Raw genomic sequence first — 17,353 nt, 5'->3', positions numbered from 1 at the left:
ATTCCGCCTCCACAGGCTGAAAGCCTATGCCACTAACTTGGCGTACAGTTCGCGGTAGGCGTCGACCATGGCGTCGATGGTGAATTGGGAACGGACGCGAGACTGGTTGGCTTGTCCGGTTTGGGTTGCCAGATCTTCGTCGGCCAAGAATCGTTCCAGCGAATGGACGAGCTCCGTGTCATCGTTCAGCTCGAAGCCTTGATGGGGATCGTGGCCGATCAATTCTTGGCTGCCTTCGACACGGCTGCTGACGACGGGTTTGCCCGCCGCCATGGCTTCCAGGATCACGTTGGGCATGCCTTCATAACGGCTTGGCAAAACCACCACGCGGCTGGCGGCGATCCAGCTTGCGATGTTACTCTGCCATGTCAGCACTCGAACGCGGTCGCCGGAGACTTGATTGGCCCAGTTGGCCAGTTCGTTTTGCAGTGGGCCGTTGCCGATCAGCACCAACTTGCGACGGCTGTCTTCGGGAGCGAACCGCTCAACGGTGCGCTGCAAATGCTCCAAGCCCTTTTGCGTGTGCAGTCGGCCGACGAACAGAACCACGGGACTGTCGGCGGGCCAACCCAATTCGGTCCAGTCGATTGGATCGGCGGAAGCAAACGCATCAACGTCGACCGCGTTTGGGATCACCGATGTGCGATCCGGTGAGAGGTTCAGTTGTTGCTGCGCGAAGGCCTCCACCGCTCGGCTGACGCAGACCACGTGGTCCACTTTGCGAAGCGTTTGTCGTTCCACCGCCAGTCGCAACGAATTGGGTTCGGCGACACGGATGCCGGCGACTCGTGGTTGTCGGGACGAGACGTTGAGCATGCCGAGCACATTGGCGTGCCACAGAAACGTTTGAACCAATGAACCAGGTCGACGTGCCAGCCAACGTCGCAACTGAATCGTTGCTGGCAGAAAACCGCGAGACGTTTGGACTCCGCCGCTGGTGACCTCGATGCCTTCGTCATGCAACTGTTGGACAAGCCGGTCGTTGCCTTGGGGCAGAGAGTCGACGGTGGGCAGTTTGCCGAAGCTGAAGAGTCGCACGTCATCGCCTCGATCGCGAAGGCCGATGGCGAGCTGTGTGAGCGCTCGTTCGGCCCCGCCAAAGTTCATCTCGGTGATGATCAGGTCAATGTTCATGATGCCAATCGCAAATCAGAGCCACTCACAATTCACAGCACCGGCCCGACTGTCCACGGCACGAATTCATGGTCGCCCAACCCGAGGCGTTCGCTGGCCGTTTGTGTTCCGCTGGCAAGCTGCAGCAGTTCTTCGAACAGTTGATCCGCGAGTTCGTCCATCGACACACCCTCGAGCAACTGGCCTGCGTTCCAATCCATGTCGTCTCGCATGGCGTGGAACAAAGTGGAATGGCTGGCGATCTTGATCACGGGAACCGGTTTGCCGCCGAAGCAGCTTCCGCGGCCGGTGGTGAACAGCACCAAGTTGCAACCGCCGGCGACCTTGCCTGTGACGCTGGACGGATCAAAGCCCGGCGAGTCCATCACGTACAAACCTTGCTTGGGCACCGTGTCCGCGTAGTCCAGGACACCATCGAGGATCCCAGTTCCGGACTTGCTGACTGCCCCGAGTGATTTTTCGGTGATCGTGGTCAGCCCACCGGCTTTGTTGCCGATCGATGGGTTGTTGTCGATCTCGCCGCCGTACATCGCGACGTGTTTCTTCCACCAATCGACTTTGTCCATCAAACGCTGGGCCACCGATTCGTCACGCGAACGGGCGACCAGCAAGTGTTCAGCGCCGATCAGTTCGGTGGTCTCGCTGAGTACCGCCGCGCCCCCGTGAGCGACCATGCGATCGGCGAGTGCACCGACCAACGGATTCGCAGTCCATCCCGAATGGCCATCGCTGCCGCCGCACTCCAGAGCGAGTCGAAGGTGGCGAGCCGGGACCGTGGTTCGCGAATTTTGGTTGGCGATTTCAAGCATTGTTTCCAGATGCTTCTCCGCGCGATCGATCGTCGCTCGCGTGCCGCCTTCGGCTTGCATGGTCAGCATCGTCGTCGAGACTGATTCCGATTCGGGCGAGGTGACCGGCAGCGACCGCGGATCGGAGATCGCGACCAATTGGTGATGTTCGCTCAGGTACTCAGGCGTCGTTTGTTCGCATCCCAGTCCGATTGTCAGGCAGGATCCGACATTCGCGTGCCCGGCGTAGCCCTTGAGGACGCGGCCGAGCATTTGTTGTTTTTGGCCGGCGTAGCGAAGCGCGCAGCCGGTCGTGTGCGTTCCGATCGCGATTCCATCCACGTTGGGGAATTCCGCCAAGCGTTCGGGAGGAAACCGGGCCGCGACATGGTGGCAAACCGTCGCACTGCAATTCACGCGAGCCAGAATCTGAACGTAATTTCGCGTGCCGACTTGGCCGTCCGGTCGCACGAACCCTTGCCAAGTTTTCTCGGCTGGAACGGTTGGCTTTTTCGCGGGAGCGGATTTTGAGAAAGCGGTTCCGACCAGCGAACGCCAATCCGAGTCGACTTGATGAGCGTCGACCAAATTGTGCGAGTGCACGTGTTCACCGACGTCGATGTCGCAGGAAGCTTTGCCGATCGGCTGGCCAAATTTGATCACCAATTCGCCGGCGGGAATCGCTTGAGCGGCGACTTTGTGTCCGGCGGGAACGGCGGACCCTGCGATGCGGAGGTTGCCGATCGTTTCGCCTGCCACCAAGGCCCGCGCGGCCATCCAAACGTTGTCTCCATCATGCAGTTGGACGACGCCGTGGTCGGTTCCGTTGGGCACGCCGCCGTCCGAATCATTCATCGTTGGACCGGCTGCTCCGGGACCTTCCGCGTCGGCATTGGGATTTGGCGTGGAGGCGGATTGTGGGTCGGTGCCAGTCATCAATAGAGCGGTGGTGGTTGGAATTTTCCGAGCTGCTACCATTTTCACTTCTGGGCAGTCTGACAGACCCCGGACTCGCTCGCCATCATGGCGAGGAGACGTACCTTCGCATTCCTTTCGCTTGCCAACTGGGCTGAACCCCCGATGAAAATTCACGAGTATCAAGGCAAACAGCTTTTCCGAACCGCCGGCGTTCCGGTCCTGGAAGGGCACATGGTGACGACGCCTGACGAAGCAGCTGCCGCATACGACAAGCTCGGTGGCAAAATCGCAGTCGTCAAGGCTCAGATTCACGCTGGCGGGCGTGGCAAAGGCAATGTCATCGACAACCCAGACCAAAAGGGCGTCGTTCTGGTCAAATCGGCCGAAGAAGCCAAAGCGGCAGCCGAGGGATTGTTGGGCAACAAGTTGGTCACCATTCAAACCGGGCCCGAAGGCCAAACGGTTTCGAAGGTCTTCGTCGAAGCCGGATGCGATATTGCTCGCGAATTGTATTTGGGCATCGTGGTCGACCGCGGCAGCAGCAAGCCTGTCTTGATGGTTAGCACCGAAGGCGGTGTGGAGATCGAAACGGTTGCCGAAGAAACACCGGAACTGATCTTCAAAGAGCACTTCGATCCCGCGATCGGGCTGGATGGTTACCAAGTTCGCAAGCTTTGCAAGAAGCTCGGCATCGAAGGGGCAGCGGCCAAGAGTGCATATAAGTTCATGACCGCGATGTGCCGCTTCTTCGTCGATTTCGATTGCGAAATGGCTGAGATTAACCCGCTCGTGATCACCGGCGACGGCGAAATGGTGGCTCTGGATGCGAAGATCATCTTCGACGAGAACGCGATGTTCCGTCACAAGGACTTGGAAGAGCTGCGTGACCTCAGCGAAGAAGAAGAGTCCGAAATGCGGGCCAAAAAGGCTGGGCTCAGCTACGTCAAGCTCGATGGCAACATCGCATGTTTGGTCAACGGAGCCGGGCTGGCGATGTCGACGATGGACATCATCAAGTACCACGGCGGCGAACCTGCCAACTTCTTGGATGTCGGTGGTGGAGCCAACGCGGCTCAGGTGACCGAAGCGTTCCGGATCCTGTTGTCCGATCCCAACTGCAAGGGTGTTTTGGTCAACATTTTCGGCGGCATCGCTCGTTGCACAACGATCGCGGGTGCGTTGATCACGGCCAGCAAAGAAGTCGGGTTCAACGTGCCTTTGGTGGTGCGATTGGAAGGAACCGAAGTCGAGGAAGGCCGCAAAATGCTGGCGGAAAGCGACGTCGACATCATCAATGCGATGGATTTGACCGACGCGGCGAAAAAAATCGTCGCAGCGACTGCGTGACGCTTCGCGTCGAGCGACTCGCGATCGGCTTCCAGCTGGTCGCCTGATTTGTAAACGAGAATCAGGTTTGGCCTGATCCCTTCCTTCCAAAACATCACCCTTCGGTTGTTGGTTCGACGCCAGCAACCAAACGCAAAAAGCTATCAACATGAGTATTCTGGTCGACAAAAACACCAAGGTCATTTGCCAGGGGATCACTGGCAACGCCGGGAAATTCCACTCGCTCGGGTGCCGCGATTACGGCACGCAAATGGTCGGCGGCGTGACGCCCGGCAAGGGCGGCCAAGATGTCGAAGGCATTCCAGTTTTCGATACAGTCGAAGAAGCGGTTCAGAAAACCGGCGCCGACGCGACGATGATTTTCGTCCCGCCGCCGTTCACCGCGGACGCCATCTTGGAAGCCGTTGACGCTGGCATCCGCGTCATCGCCGCCATCACCGAAGGCGTGCCCGTCGTCGACATGGTGCGAGTTTATGAAAAGGTCAAAGCCAGCGGTTCGACGCTGATCGGCCCCAACTGCCCCGGTTTGATCACTCCCGGCGAGTGCAAAATCGGCATCATGCCCGGTTACATCCACAACCCCGGCAAAGTCGGCGTGATGAGCCGCAGCGGTACGCTGACCTACGAAGCCGTTTGGCAAACCAGTTCGCTGAAACTCGGCCAAAGCACCTGCGTTGGTCTGGGTGGTGACCCGATCGTCGGAACGAACTACATCGATTTGTTCAAGATGTACCAAGAAGACGACCAAACCGAAGCGATCTTGATGATCGGTGAAATCGGTGGCAGTGCCGAAGAAGAAGCCGCCGCGTTCGTCAAAGAGCACGTGACCAAGCCGGTCGCCGCCTTCATCGCGGGTCGCACAGCACCTCCCGGAAAACGCATGGGCCACGCCGGTGCGATCATCAGCGGCGGCAAAGGCACGGCAGAAGAAAAGGTCGCGGCTCTCGAAGACGCTGGTATCGTGGTCGCCCCTTCGCCAGCAGAAATGGGCGAAGCAGTCGTCAAAGCCATGTCGAAGTAGTTCCGCCGAATGGCAGATCAATCTGCCGCACCGGAACCAACCTGTAGCACGGCGGTCCCCGCCGTGAATCCAACTTGTGGAAAGCGTCTCTCAGTGAACGCTTGGCTAGTGCTTAAGATCATCCGAATCGGCAAAGCGTCCGGTCGGAACCGGGCCGACTCGCTGCGGCGGTTAATGAAGTGGCAGTTCCACCGCGAGTGCCACCGTGGCGGGCTGTCACCGGTGAGCTTCTGAAGCGTTGGGCGGATTCGCCGATTTGACGTAAGTGTCTACTGAGGAGTGTCTTGCGTCACGTTCTTTGCGGGGCGGCACAGCGATTGCTTATTGGGCGGCTTCAACGAACAAAGCTGCCATTTTGGTTGGCGGTGACGTTGGATCGTTTGTGAGATCGATCCGATCAGCCGGCCGAATCAGGTTAGCCCCACCACACATTTTCCCCACATTTCGACTCAATACCACGAAAGGTGTCACGGACATGGCTGCAGCCACCAAGAGTGCAACCAAAATTCGTTTGCAACCCCTCGGCGAACGCATCGTTGTTCAGCGTGAGGAAAGCGAAACCACGACTGCCGGCGGCATCGTGCTTCCCGATTCGGCCATGGAAAAGCCCGCTCGAGGGACCGTTGTGGCCTTGGGTACCGGCAAATTGCTGGACGACGGCAGCCGAGCTGACTTCCAACTCGCCACTGGCGACCGCGTGTTGTTCAGCAGCTACGCCGGCGAAACGGTGGAAATCGACGATGTCGAATACCTGCTCATGCGAGAAGACGACGTTCTGGCCGTGATCGAGTGATCATTGGCGATGGATCCCATCGCGTTGTTCTGAAACCCATCTCTGCAAACCTTTAATTCTGATAGACAACCATGCCAAAAATCATTGCCTTTGACCAAGAAGCACGCGAAGCGATTCGCCGCGGCGTGTCCAAGCTCGCTCGCACCGTCAAAGTCACCTTGGGACCCAAGGGTCGCAACGTGATTTTGCAAAAGAGCTTCGGCAGCCCCACCGTGACAAAAGACGGCGTGACCGTTGCCAAGGAAATCGAACTGGAAGATCCCTATGAAAACATGGGTGCGTCAATGGTTCGCGAAGTCGCTAGCAAGACCAGCGACGTTGCCGGTGACGGAACGACCACCGCAACCGTGATGGCCGAAGCGATCTTCAACGAAGGCCTCAAAGCCGTCGTCGCTGGTGTCAACCCAATTCAAATGAAGAGCGGCATCGAAACCGCTGTCTCGGACATCACCGAGCAACTTCACAGCATGGCGGTCAAAGTCAAAGACCAAGAAGCCATGGCCAACGTCGCGACCATCGCCAGCAACAACGACCGTGAAATCGGAACGTTGCTCGCCGACGCGATGAGCAAGGTCGGCAAAGACGGCGTCATCACCGTCGACGAAGGCAAGAGCCTGCAGACCGAACAAGAGTGGGTCGAAGGCATGCAGTTCGACCGCGGCTACTTGTCGCCTTATTTCGTGACCGACTCGACCAGCATGGAAGTCGTTCTCGAAGACGCCTACGTCTTGGTCTTCGAAAAGAAGATCAGCAACATCAAAGACATGGTGCCGTTGCTTGAGAAAGTCGTTCAACAAGGCAAGCCATTGTTGATCATCGCTGAAGACGTCGACGGCGAAGCACTCGCAACGCTCGTCATCAACCGTCTGCGTGGCACGTTCACCGTGTGTGCTGTGAAGGCACCTGGTTACGGCGATCGTCGCAAAGCCATGATGGAAGACATCGCGATTTTGACCGGTGGTCAAGCGATCTTCGAAGCTCTTGGCGTCAAGCTGGAAAGCGTCGACCTGCCACAACTCGGTCGTGCCAAGAAGATCATTGTCGACAAAGACAACACGACGGTCATCGAAGGTGGCGGCAAGAGCGCTGACATCAAGGCTCGCATCGACCAAATTCGTCGCGAAATCGAACTCAGCACCAGCGATTACGATCGCGAAAAATTGGAAGAGCGTTTGGCCAAGTTGGCTGGCGGTGTTGCCAAGGTGAACGTTGGTGCGGCGACCGAAAGCGAAATGAAAGAAAAGAAGGCTCGCGTCGAAGATGCGTTGCACGCGACTCGCGCTGCCGTCGAAGAAGGCATCCTGCCCGGTGGTGGCGTCGCCTTGCTTCGTGCTAGCGGCAAAGTCAAAGCGGCTGACACTCTGAGCGATGACCAATTGGTTGGTTACAACATCGTTCTGCGTGCTTGCCGTGCTCCGTTGACCATGATCAGCGAAAACGCTGGCCAAGACGGCGGCATCGTCTGCGAAAAGGTTTTGGCGATGAAGGGCAACGAAGGCTACAACGCGTTGACCGACGTCTACGAAGACTTGGTCAAGTCCGGCGTCATCGACCCAACCAAGGTGACTCGCACCGCATTGGGCAACGCAGCCAGCGTCGCGACCTTGTTGCTGACCAGCGACGCGTTGGTTGCAGAGAAGCCAGAAAAGAGTGGCAAAGCCGGTCACGGTGGCGACCACGACATGTATTGATCCAGCCGGGCCGAACATTCCGTTCAGCCCTCTGTGTTCCAAACATCAAACCCTTCGCTGTTCTTCGGCGAAGGGTTTTTTGTTGGTTGTTTGGTTCCTCGCAATCATGATTGCGACCAACAACATCGTCGAGCTTCGGCGGCTATGTTTGGATGTGAAATTGTCTGTGTGTCCTTCATCTCACATCGCTCATGTTCGTCAACCAATCCAAGTTGCCGCATCTTCTGCTGCCGGAGCACTACAGCAGCCAGTCGCAACATGAGGTCGAGTTGGAGACGATGTTCCGGCCGCAGTGGCACTGGGTTGGCTCGTTGCATGACGCTCCCGACGATGGGGACTTCTTTACCCGCGAACTGTTTGGCGTTCCCATTTTGGTGCGGAACCACCAAGGTGCTTATCACTGCTTTCTCAATGTTTGTCCCCACCGGCACAGCACACTGTCGAACGAACGCTGCGGCAGCAGTCCGACATTGAAGTGCCAATACCACGGATGGGAGTTCAACGTCGATGGTTCAAGTGGTCGCATTCCGGATGCGAAGAACTTTCGGCCGATGAGTGGCGGTCCGGAGTGTTTGAAGAAGTTTTCAGTCTCCGTTCACGGGCCTTTGATTTTCGTATCGCTCGATCCGAGTTGTCCGCCACTGACTGATCAATTCAAACCGTTCGCGACGGTGACGGAAGAGTTTTCAGGTGATCGCTGGGCTCATGCCGAGACCTGGCATTACGATTTCCCCGCGAACTGGAAAGTGGTGGCGGAGAATACGGTCGAGTCGTATCACCTGGAATCAGTGCACACGGATAGCTTTCGGTTTGAACCGGAAGATGAAATCGAGCACGAAATTCATGATGGCGGAACGATCATGCGTGCCACGATTCATGCATCGCCGAACGCGATGCGTTTTTCGCGGTGGGTGACATCGCAGCTCCATCCCGATTGCTCCCCGCGGTACCGGATGTATCACCTATTTCCACATCTGTTTTTGATGCGGGCCGACGCGATGCTGCAGGCGATGGTGTTGATGCCGACGTCCCCGATAACTTGTCGGGCGACTGTGTCCGTCTTTGTGCTTCGACGCGAGCAGGAAACGGCGTGGTCGAAATGGCTGACTCGTTTCTGGGGCCGCATCAAAACATCTGCTGTCAAGAAGATCTTGGCGGAGGATGCGTCGCTTTATCCCGGAATTCAAATGGGAATGGAGCACAGTCCGTTCAAGGGCTGCGTCAGCACTCGCGAAGAACTTGTGCATGCGTTGCAAAACCATGTTGCTGAGAAGTGTGGTTTGCAGGCAGGTCGCGATGTTCTGCCGGAAGACTGCCGTCGCGAGATGTCCTCGTGAGACATTGGCCTGCTGCGACGCTTCGCTATGTGCTTGTTGGTTACGTCTTGATCCCGTTGGTGATCAATGTCGGGATCAATGCTTTCTTTGGCTGGCTGTTGTTTCTCGATCGAGACTCGGTCCCGGTTTGGGGAATTCCTTCAAGCGTCTGCATGGAAATCATTGGCACAGGATTTCTTCTGCCATTGATCACGGCGGCGATCAGTTCCCGAGTGTTGATGCGGCATCTTCGATTTGGAATGGTTGAACCGCTACCCGCGAAGGAAGCGGGTTCTGGCGTCGCGTCGCGAATCACTGCTTGGGTGGGACGGGTTCTGCAAGGTGGGTCGTTCGTCGGCTGTTTGCGGTTTTCTTTCGTCGTGTTGCCGTTCCTCGCGGTTCCCGCACTTCTTGTATTGTTCGTGTTCGCTGGTGATTCAATGGACCGACTCGCCCTGATCGGCGTGAAATCGGTTTATGCAGGTCTGTGCGGGCTGGTGGTGACTCCTTTGATTGCGATCAGTTTGTTGAGTCACCGCACGCAGCTTTCGACCGTTTCTTGGTAGGCTTCCAGGCCGGGGACTTCGAGGTCTTTGATTTTGGCGCCGTCGTCCCAGCGGCGGACGAGCACAACCGTTTCGTGGTGCGGATTCTTCTCGAACTCGGCGACTTCTTCGGGTGTGAACTTTCCACCTTGCAGGTCCAGGCTTCGTTTCGACGCCTGCGACAGCCCGTCGTGATAGCGGGGGTCGACTGCGCAGAGGTATCGTTTCGCAGGCACATGCTGGCGAATGGATTCGATGATCACAGTTGGAAAGAAGGGCTCGAGCAGGTCTGCTCCAACGGTCTCGTGGCACCAATCTTCTTGCAAGAAATCCCCCTGGGCATCGTGCTCGTCCATTAGGAAGTGACCGATGTCGTGCAGCAGCGCTGCGGTCACCTGTTCGTCAGTGGCTCCGTTGGTTCGTGCCAGGAACGCGGCCTGCAGCCCATGCTGAAGTTGGGTCACGGACTCGTCGTAGAAGCTCTGGCCATGCTGGTCCATGTATTGGAATAGCAGGCTGACTTTGTCTGCCGCTGTCTTTGCATTTTCGAGGCACTCCGCCAGCGAGGTGTCGACTTTCTGATTCATGATTGTTCCGGGGGTTTGCCGTTGAAGTGACCGATTTTACTAACTCGCATTCTCTGATCGCCGGTCTTCTCTGCGTCCGCGAAGGCTTGTCGTTTGTCGGCGTAATACGATTCGCGAAGATCGCCTTCGGCGAGCGCGTTGTAGGTGAGGTAGAGCGTCCGCCGGGACTGATCCGTTTGATTGGACGGACTGTAATGGGGGGCATAAGAGCTGAAGAACAATGCGTCTCCAGCTTTCATCGGGATCGGTTCCCAGTTCAGTGATTTTGCTTTGCTCTCTTCAATGCAGCCCTGGTCGTTCAGGTGAATCAAGCCTTCGCGGTGCAACTCAGGAGCAAAGTAAAGGCAGCCGTTTTCTGGTGTCGCGTCATGAATTGCGATGGAGCACGTGATGTGCAGCTTCACAAATTCATAGGCGGGAGCATCTTGGTGTGCGGCGTAACCGCCACCACCAGGATACTTGTAGTTGATTTTTTCTTTGTACAGGACAACGGGTTGCCCAAGCAGGCTGCCGGCTGTTTCCGGGACCTTGCCGGTGGTCAGCAGTCGTCGCAGTCCGTCATGAAAATCGATGATGTACTCCGTTCGAGCCGGTCTGGCGATGGGACCGATTTGCTCAAAGTGATGCATCCACTTTTCCGGATCGGGCGGCCAAGAGCTAATTTGCTCCACCCATTCTTTCAGGTCGTTGGTTTCGGTTTCAGAAAGAAAGCCTGGGAATTGGACGTAACCTTTTTGTTCCCATGTCTCGAGGTGATCCACTGACGGAGAGATGCTCATGGCGTGACTCCTGTCGGCACTGTGGTTTCGGGAAGAGGGCGTTCAATGGTTTCCATCGGGAAGGAACTTCCTTGTTTTTGAAAGTAGAGAGCCACAACCGCCGCCAGGGCGATGGAGGCAGGTGAAATGACCACGGCGAGCTTGAACAGCAGGCCTTTGAAGTCGACCGACTCGGGGCTGATCAGATGAAAAAGGATCATCATGAAGATGGTGCAGAAGTAGCCCGCGCAGTCGCCTAGATAGAGCAAGTACCCCGCGTTGCTTTTTTCTTTCAGCAACGCGACTGCCCGCTCATAGACCGTCGTATGAAATAGGACGTAGGGAACGTAGAGGCAAATTCCAATCTGAACTATGTAGAGAAACGCGGTTGCTTCCGTCCACTCAGGGGTGTTCCACCAAAACAGTGTGGTACCAAAAGCGCTGGCAAACGAAACTGCGATGATCCCCATGCTGACTTGGAACGCTCGGTAGTTGCCCGGAATCAAAACGGTGATTGCGCTCAACAGGACGGCGACGACCGCCACCCAAGTTTCCGAAATGGCGAATATCTCGGGGCGTTCAACGCCGAATCCCGACCAGATTTCGGTTGCGTAGTCGTCACGGATGCTTCGGAACACAGTGAGCAAAACCATGACCAAGACCAATGCGCAGATCCCCAATGCGTAGCGTGAAAAGAAACGTCCACGTTCCTCCCCGTTGAATGGGGTTCGAGGAGAACGGGCGGAGATGTCGAGTTCGCCTGGGGGAGGCAATTGTTCCAGCATCCAGACACCTAGAAGCAGTGGCACCCAGAACAACGCCCCGGTCACAAAGGGCATCCAGAAAGGGCTGACTTGTTGGTATTCCATCAGCATTGCTCCCACGGACTTCACCGATCCAGAGGCCATGATGAAGCTGGCGCAGAGTCCCGCGGCCAATGCCTCCGTCACACGGCGTCCCTCGAGATAAGCAAAGACACAACCGAACACCATCCCCAGCGGCAGGCCGTTGAAAAACAGGCAAATAGGTTTCAGCGAAAAAGGGACCACGGCATACAGCAGCAGCGCCAGATGGGACACGGCAATGAGCGACAGGATCATCACCGCCCTTCGGCGAGGCGATAGCTCGGAAATCACCTTGATGCCGATCAGCTTGGAAAGTGCGTAGCCGCCCACCTGGGCAAACAGCAGCACCACCTTGAAATCAAGGCCGCCAATCAGCAGGCCTTCGTACTTGACCACCGTGAACGGCTTGCGGAAGGCATACATGCAGAAGTACGTGACGAAAGCCGCCAGCATCGCCCAGAGCGTCAGCGCGATCGGGTGGCTTCGGTCCAAGCGATTGGCAATGGCAGCGATTCGCATGAACAGGTCCGTTTGGCTGGAAGCGTGTGCGATGATGAGGCATGTGTCACCGCAAGGCGGGGATCGTAGCTTTCCAGGTTGTGTGAATGGTGAATGCTGCATGAAGCTCGCAAGAAGGAGTCACCGCTCCCATTTGCCGGACTCCGAGTCGATTTTGGATCGGTTCGTGCCGATGAAGGATTCGTGGAATCCCGTGAATTCCTTGGGAAGACACGATCGGAAGAAGGCCGTCGGGGTTGCAAATTTTTGCTCTGAGCCGTACTTTTTGCCTTCCTTTCCCGCCCCGCCTGCGTTTTGGCAGGGCGTATCCTTTACCCAGTTCACTGCATTTTGGGGCGAAGGGCACCGAAATCACGCGTTTTCGCGTCGTTTTCACCGCTCTGGGGCTGCTGTTTTCCTGTTTGTTGGAAAGCCAGTTCTCCGAACCCGCAATGGACCAAATCCCGGAGATGCCGCGAATATGCGCGGCAAATATTCTGATGGCGAATGAAATTGTCAAAGAGATGATTGAAGCTGGTGTCCACTTTGGTCACCGCACCAGTCTCTGGAATCCGAAGATGGCTCCTTACATCTTCGGCAAGAAAAACCAAATCCACATCCTCGACATTCGCGAAACGCTTCGTGGTTTGCTTCGAGCGAAGAAGTATCTGTCGCAAGTCGCCGCTGGCGGCAGCTTGATCCTGTTCGTCGGTACCAAGCGTCAAGCTGGTGAAGCCGTCGAAGAGCAGTCGCTGCGTTGCGGCATGCCTTTCGTCAGCGAGCGTTGGCTCGGTGGCACGCTGACCAACTTCCGCACCATTCGCAGCCGTCTGGGCCGTTTGGAAGAGTTGGAAGCCCTGCGTGCAGGCGACGGCATCAACGACTACAGCAAGAAAATGCAATCGTCGCTGAACCGCGAATATCGCAAGATGTATCGCAACCTGAACGGTCTGCGAACGATGAACCGTTTGCCAGAAGTCATGTTCATCGTTGACCCCGGCAAAGAACGCAACGCAGTTCGCGAAGCAAAACGATTGGGCATCACAACCGTTGCTCTGATCGATACCGACAGCGACCCAAGCCAAATCGATTTGCCGATTCCAGGCAACGACGACGGGATCCGCAGCGTTGAAATGATCATGCGTGAATTGGCCGACGCCGTGATCGCTGGCAAGGGACAAACCCAAACCGAAGCGGCACCGAATGCACAAGCTGCTCCTGAAGCACCCGCCGCCCCAGCAGAACAACCTGCTGCAGAAGCTGCCGCCGCGTCTAGCGAAGGCTGATCTCGACCCCACATTCACTGAATTCAATCAACGATTAGGAAACAGAAACATGACGACGATTTCCGCTAAGGCGGTGAGCGAACTTCGCAAGTCCACCGGCGCTGGGATGATGGACTGCAAGAAGGCACTGGAAGAATCCGGTGGCGACTTGGACGGCGCGATGGATTACCTCCGCAAGAAGGGCCAAAAGGTCGCCGCCAAACGTGCCGACCGTGAAGCTTCGGAAGGCGTTGTGGCTGCCGTGGTCGAAGGCAACAAAGGTCTGCTTCTGTCGCTTGGTTGCGAAACCGATTTCGTTGCTAAGAACGAAGCGTTCATCGAGTTGACCAACACCATCGCCAAGATGGCTTTCGATGCGAACTGCGCGACCATCGATGATGTCAACGCACTCGAGATTGACGGAACGACGGTCAAGGAACGCTTGGTCAACGAAACCGGCAAAGTCGGTGAGAAGATCGAAGTCACCAACCTGGAAGTCGTCGAAGGCGAAAACTTGTCTTCGTACATCCACGCGGGTGCGAAGATCGGCGTTTTGGTTTCTTACAAAGATGGTGCGAAGGACGACGCGGATCAATTCTTCCGTGGCGTTTCGATGCACATCGCTGCGATGAAACCACAGATCCTCGATCCAAACGAATTCGACGAAGATTTCGTTCAGAAAGAAACCGAAGCTCTTCAGGCTCAGATCAACGCTGAGAATGAGTTGAACGAGAAGGAAAACCTCGGCAAGCCGATGAAGAACGTTCCTCAGTTCGCTAGCCGTCGCCAACTGACTCCTGAAGTCTTGGCTGCGACTGAAGAAGCCATCAAGGCTGAACTGAAGGCCGAAGGCAAGCCTGAGAAGATCTGGGACAAGATCGTTCCTGGGAAGCTCGATCGCTTCATTGCTGACAACACATTGCTCGACCAAGAGCGTTGCTTGTTGAGCCAGTTCTACGCACTGGACGACACCAAGACCGTGGAAGCTGCGATCAAAGATTTCCACCCCGAAGCCGAAGTGGTGGCCTTCAAACGAGTTTCCGTCAACTGATCGTTGACTCGCAAATTTGAAATTCAAAACGCCTTGTTCATGGCTTTCATGAGCAAGGCGTTTTTTTGTGATCCAAACGTAGCCGGATTCGCGGAGAATTCGGACTCTTCTACAAATCCAACGTCTGCAACAACGACATCGTTGCGACGCCATAGAACGTGTATTCGACGTCCGGAGTTTGATCGAGAGCGAAACCGACGAAGCCGCCGTCACGCTGCATGGACTCGGCGTAGCTTTGTAGTCTCGCCGCGTCGATTCGCGAGCCGGCACCGAGATCGACCAGCGTGATCAGACCGGTGCAAGAACTCAGCAGGTCGGCAAACGGGATGCGAGTGTTCGCGGCCAGTCCGCCTTCGTCGCCTTGCATTTCAAGCAAGAACTCGATCGTGTCGGTTTGCTGCGCAGGATCCAGATGACCGAGGGTTTTGAGTGATCCAATCGCCGCGGCCGTTGGATTCACGCCCGCTCGTTTTGCGACGCGAATTTCCCGGTAACCTCCGTCGGGTTGATTTTGTCCGGCGAGGAATCGCAGGACTTCGTCGACGTTCGGAACGGGGACTTCCATCAGTTCATGACACAAGACTGACAGAAACGTTTGATAGGTGCTGCCCGCACGGCCTTCGGGGGTTTTCGCGAATCCGCCGTCTTCGGTGCGAAGGTTAGCAAGCAAGGCTGCGACGTTGTCACGCCACTGGCTATCCTCATCGGAAATCACCACGACTCCCGCGGCCATTTCGAGGATGGCGGCACCGAAGATCAGCGACATCAGGTCGACGATGGAATCCCGCTTCTGCATTCTTCTTCGCAGAAAGATCCCCGCGTCTTCGGCGATCGTTGAATCGAGTTCGCCAAGCACCCAGAGCGTTCGTAATGCAAACGAGGTGTAGTACGGATCGCTTTCGCCTTCTCGGCCAGCGAACCCACCGTCATCGCGTTGTCGCGATTTCAACCATTCAGCATGGCGAGTTCGAAATTCAGGGCTCAAGCGGCTTGCACCGACGGACAATCGAAGCGTCAGTTCCTGCAGGTAGCCACTCAAATCAAATCGCCAACAAGATGTCCAGCATTTCCGCTGCGGTTGAAATCACACGCGACGATGCTTGGAACGCGCGTTGGTACGAGATCATCTTAATCGACTCTTCGTCGATGTTGACACCGGTGATCGCAAGGTGCTGGCTTTGCAGCGAAGCGTACAAATCGTTGAGTCCCGCGGTGGCGCTATTCTGCACGCTGATTTCGCGTCCCAGAGCAGAGATGGTTTGTTCGTGCATCCCACGAATCGATCGATTTCCGAGTTCATCAAGCGGTTGATCGACGATGTCCAGCAAGTTGTAAAGCGTGTTCGTGTCCGCGTTGATGCCTCCGTCAGAAATCGCGAGCAAGTCGATGTTGTCTTTGACGACGGAGTTGACTTCGATGTCCACGGCCGACGTTCCTGTGAAGAACGTGTTCAATCCAGCAGCCGCAAGGAATCCGCTGGTGTCTTCGCCAAAGGTGAATTCCGACGTGGATGAGTCGCTGTCGATCCGAACGCGTCCGTCACCCGAGATGGAAGCGGTCACGCCATCGATCGCGTTGATATCAGCGACGATCGATGAGACCGTTGAGTCATCGATGGCTCCTAGGTTTCGAACGTTGATTCGAGTTGTGCTGATCAGTTCGCCACTGCCGTCCACGATGTTGAAATCAAAGCTTCCGTTCTTCGGTTCAAACGGCAGTTCCGCGGCGCTCAATGGAACACCCGCTTCGCTCGTGTTGCTGGAAACCAACGACGAGAAACCTGTGCGTCCTTGTCCTTGCGAGTGGACACTGTTTACGCCTCGGATGAGAGCCGCGGCCATTTGGTCCAGGCTCTCCACGTACTCGCCGAAAACGCCGCCGCGGGCTTCGATGGCGGCGCCCAGTTTCCCGCCTGTCGCTTTCAAAGGTGCGTCAGTGTCGACGATTCGAACTTCCAATCCGCCCGCGTCCTCGTCGTAGGCCGCGTAGACCTCGCGACGATTCCCGTCGGCAATCAAGTAGTCCCCGCCCACAAAGACACTGACGTTTCCGGAGGCTTGCTCTTGGAAGTTGATGTTGACGTAGCTGGCCAACTCCTCGAGGTCTCGATAGCGTTGATCACGAAGGCCTGTGGCATCACTACCGAGTGTCCCGCCGCCTTCGATGGTCGCGATTTCCACGTTGAGTGCTGCGATTCGTTCGGTCAGTCGGTTGATTTGCGTGGCGGCGTCATCCACCTCTGAATTCCAGCCGTCTTGCAGTTCGCCGGCACTTGTCCGGATTTGTTTCATGCTGGTGGCCAAGGCTTCGCCTTGAATAACCACAAACTCGCGAGTGGCTGCGTCGTTGGGCTGGGTCGATAGGTCGTGCAACGCGTTGTTGAAAAGACTGAACTGTTCGTTGAGCCCGCCGCCATCCAAGTCCGTGATCAACGTTTCGAGCTGACCGTAGGCGGAACTGAGTGAGTCCGCACCGGCGGCCTCCGTCTTCGCGTTGAACATCCGCTCGGCCAGCTGCTGGTCAATGACCTGCACGACACCGGTGGCGCGAACACCGTGACCTTGGATCAGGTTGCCTTGGCGATAGGCCACCGCAGGCGTCTGCTCGAGACGCTGGCGGATGTAGCCTTCGGTGTTGGCGTTGGCGATGTTGTTGCCAACGACTTGCAGTCCAATCTGGGCCGCGTCGAGCGCGCCCTTGGATTGTTGAATGGTGCCGAACAGCCCCATGGTCGTCTCGCGAAAGTGTGAAGCCGAACGTTCGTGCGCGCACACGTGTATTCGTTGGTTCGGCACA

Annotated in this window: 15 protein-coding genes; 8 read left to right on the top strand and 7 right to left on the bottom strand. The window is 56.6% G+C overall.

Annotation, left to right across the window (positions count from 1 at the left end; all coding sequences use genetic code 11):
• Window positions 1–24 precede the first annotated feature (24 nt).
• Both CEE69_RS16465 and CEE69_RS16460 read right to left on the bottom strand, forming a co-directional pair.
• Window positions 25–1,134, bottom strand: a complete 1,110-nt coding sequence (locus tag CEE69_RS16465; RefSeq protein ID WP_099261717.1) for a glycosyltransferase — start codon at window positions 1,132–1,134, stop codon at window positions 25–27.
• A 32-nt stretch (window positions 1,135–1,166) separates the two neighbouring features.
• A complete protein-coding gene (locus tag CEE69_RS16460) occupies window positions 1,167–2,858 on the bottom strand; it encodes a UxaA family hydrolase (protein WP_099261716.1) in 1,692 nt (563 codons plus the stop codon).
• Between the two features lie 144 nt (window positions 2,859–3,002).
• Between CEE69_RS16460 and sucC the strand changes: the two genes are divergently transcribed.
• The 6 genes from sucC (at window position 3,003) to CEE69_RS16430 (ending at window position 9,574) form a co-directional block, all read left to right on the top strand.
• A complete protein-coding gene (gene sucC / locus CEE69_RS16455) occupies window positions 3,003–4,187 on the top strand; it encodes an ADP-forming succinate--CoA ligase subunit beta (protein WP_099261715.1) in 1,185 nt (394 codons plus the stop codon).
• 148 nt (window positions 4,188–4,335) lie between these two features.
• A complete protein-coding gene (sucD, locus tag CEE69_RS16450) occupies window positions 4,336–5,208 on the top strand; it encodes a succinate--CoA ligase subunit alpha (protein ID WP_099261714.1) in 873 nt (290 codons plus the stop codon).
• A gap of 475 nt (window positions 5,209–5,683) precedes the next feature.
• The gene (locus CEE69_RS16445; protein WP_099261713.1) at window positions 5,684–6,001 is read left to right on the top strand and encodes a co-chaperone GroES; all 318 of its coding nucleotides are present in this window, start codon (window positions 5,684–5,686) and stop codon (window positions 5,999–6,001) included.
• A 71-nt stretch (window positions 6,002–6,072) separates the two neighbouring features.
• Window positions 6,073–7,692: a chaperonin GroEL gene (gene groL, locus CEE69_RS16440; RefSeq protein WP_099261712.1), complete on the top strand. Its 1,620-nt coding sequence runs from the start codon at window positions 6,073–6,075 to the stop codon at window positions 7,690–7,692.
• A 191-nt stretch (window positions 7,693–7,883) separates the two neighbouring features.
• Window positions 7,884–9,029: an aromatic ring-hydroxylating oxygenase subunit alpha gene (locus CEE69_RS16435; RefSeq protein ID WP_099261711.1), complete on the top strand. Its 1,146-nt coding sequence runs from the start codon at window positions 7,884–7,886 to the stop codon at window positions 9,027–9,029.
• Window positions 9,026–9,574, top strand: coding sequence for a hypothetical protein (locus tag CEE69_RS16430; RefSeq protein WP_099261710.1), 549 nt, complete (start codon window positions 9,026–9,028; stop codon window positions 9,572–9,574). The genes CEE69_RS16435 and CEE69_RS16430 overlap by 4 nt, the downstream gene beginning before the upstream one ends.
• On the opposite strand, the gene CEE69_RS16425 is transcribed toward CEE69_RS16430, so the two are convergent.
• Genes CEE69_RS16425 through CEE69_RS16415 form a run of 3 tightly spaced genes read right to left on the bottom strand, consistent with a single transcriptional unit; the run spans window position 9,541 to window position 12,262 of the window.
• A complete protein-coding gene (locus CEE69_RS16425) occupies window positions 9,541–10,140 on the bottom strand; it encodes a hydroxymethylphosphonate dioxygenase (protein ID WP_099261709.1) in 600 nt (199 codons plus the stop codon). The genes CEE69_RS16430 and CEE69_RS16425 overlap by 34 nt on opposite strands.
• A complete protein-coding gene (locus CEE69_RS16420) occupies window positions 10,137–10,919 on the bottom strand; it encodes a methylphosphonate hydroxylase (protein ID WP_233215299.1) in 783 nt (260 codons plus the stop codon). The genes CEE69_RS16425 and CEE69_RS16420 overlap by 4 nt, the downstream gene beginning before the upstream one ends.
• A complete protein-coding gene (locus CEE69_RS16415) occupies window positions 10,916–12,262 on the bottom strand; it encodes a DUF5690 family protein (protein WP_233215298.1) in 1,347 nt (448 codons plus the stop codon). Before CEE69_RS16415 ends, CEE69_RS16420 begins: the two co-directional genes overlap by 4 nt.
• Before the next feature lie 479 nt (window positions 12,263–12,741).
• Between CEE69_RS16415 and rpsB the strand changes: the two genes are divergently transcribed.
• On the top strand, window positions 12,742–13,527 hold the full coding sequence (gene rpsB / locus CEE69_RS16405; RefSeq protein WP_099261802.1) for a 30S ribosomal protein S2: 786 nt from the start codon (window positions 12,742–12,744) through the stop codon (window positions 13,525–13,527).
• A gap of 49 nt (window positions 13,528–13,576) precedes the next feature.
• Window positions 13,577–14,557 carry a translation elongation factor Ts gene (gene tsf, locus CEE69_RS16400; RefSeq protein ID WP_099261706.1) on the top strand — a complete coding sequence of 327 codons (981 nt, stop codon included), beginning with the start codon at window positions 13,577–13,579 and terminating at the stop codon, window positions 14,555–14,557.
• Window positions 14,558–14,666: 109 nt separating this feature from the next.
• Here the strand turns inward: tsf and CEE69_RS16395 are convergent, their stop codons facing one another.
• The gene (locus CEE69_RS16395) at window positions 14,667–15,596 is read right to left on the bottom strand and encodes a prenyltransferase/squalene oxidase repeat-containing protein (protein WP_099261705.1); all 930 of its coding nucleotides are present in this window, start codon (window positions 15,594–15,596) and stop codon (window positions 14,667–14,669) included.
• Between the two features lies 1 nt (window position 15,597).
• Window positions 15,598–17,331, bottom strand: coding sequence for a flagellar hook-associated protein FlgK (gene flgK, locus CEE69_RS16390; protein WP_233215297.1), 1,734 nt, complete (start codon window positions 17,329–17,331; stop codon window positions 15,598–15,600).
• Window positions 17,332–17,353 lie beyond the last annotated feature (22 nt).

The organism is Rhodopirellula bahusiensis (genome assembly GCF_002727185.1).
In the GTDB taxonomy this organism is placed as follows: domain Bacteria; phylum Planctomycetota; class Planctomycetia; order Pirellulales; family Pirellulaceae; genus Rhodopirellula; species Rhodopirellula bahusiensis.
The sequence above is the reverse complement of the archived record's forward strand: the minus strand, read 5'-3'. Positions and strand labels throughout refer to the sequence as shown.

Excerpts from the sequence above, each read along its gene's own strand:
- CEE69_RS16465 (WP_099261717.1), bottom strand. The coding sequence starts at position 1,134 with ATGAACATTGACCTGATCATCACCGAGATGAACTTTGGCGGGGCCGAA.
- CEE69_RS16460 (WP_099261716.1), bottom strand. The coding sequence starts at position 2,858 with ATGACTGGCACCGACCCACAATCCGCCTCCACGCCAAATCCCAATGCC.
- sucC (WP_099261715.1), top strand. The coding sequence starts at position 3,003 with ATGAAAATTCACGAGTATCAAGGCAAACAGCTTTTCCGAACCGCCGGC.
- sucD (WP_099261714.1), top strand. The coding sequence starts at position 4,336 with ATGAGTATTCTGGTCGACAAAAACACCAAGGTCATTTGCCAGGGGATC.
- CEE69_RS16445 (WP_099261713.1), top strand. The coding sequence starts at position 5,684 with ATGGCTGCAGCCACCAAGAGTGCAACCAAAATTCGTTTGCAACCCCTC.
- groL (WP_099261712.1), top strand. The coding sequence starts at position 6,073 with ATGCCAAAAATCATTGCCTTTGACCAAGAAGCACGCGAAGCGATTCGC.
- CEE69_RS16435 (WP_099261711.1), top strand. The coding sequence starts at position 7,884 with ATGTTCGTCAACCAATCCAAGTTGCCGCATCTTCTGCTGCCGGAGCAC.
- CEE69_RS16425 (WP_099261709.1), bottom strand. The coding sequence starts at position 10,140 with ATGAATCAGAAAGTCGACACCTCGCTGGCGGAGTGCCTCGAAAATGCA.
- CEE69_RS16420 (WP_233215299.1), bottom strand. The coding sequence starts at position 10,919 with ATGAGCATCTCTCCGTCAGTGGATCACCTCGAGACATGGGAACAAAAA.
- CEE69_RS16415 (WP_233215298.1), bottom strand. The coding sequence starts at position 12,262 with ATGCGAATCGCTGCCATTGCCAATCGCTTGGACCGAAGCCACCCGATC.
- rpsB (WP_099261802.1), top strand. The coding sequence starts at position 12,742 with ATGGCGAATGAAATTGTCAAAGAGATGATTGAAGCTGGTGTCCACTTT.
- tsf (WP_099261706.1), top strand. The coding sequence starts at position 13,577 with ATGACGACGATTTCCGCTAAGGCGGTGAGCGAACTTCGCAAGTCCACC.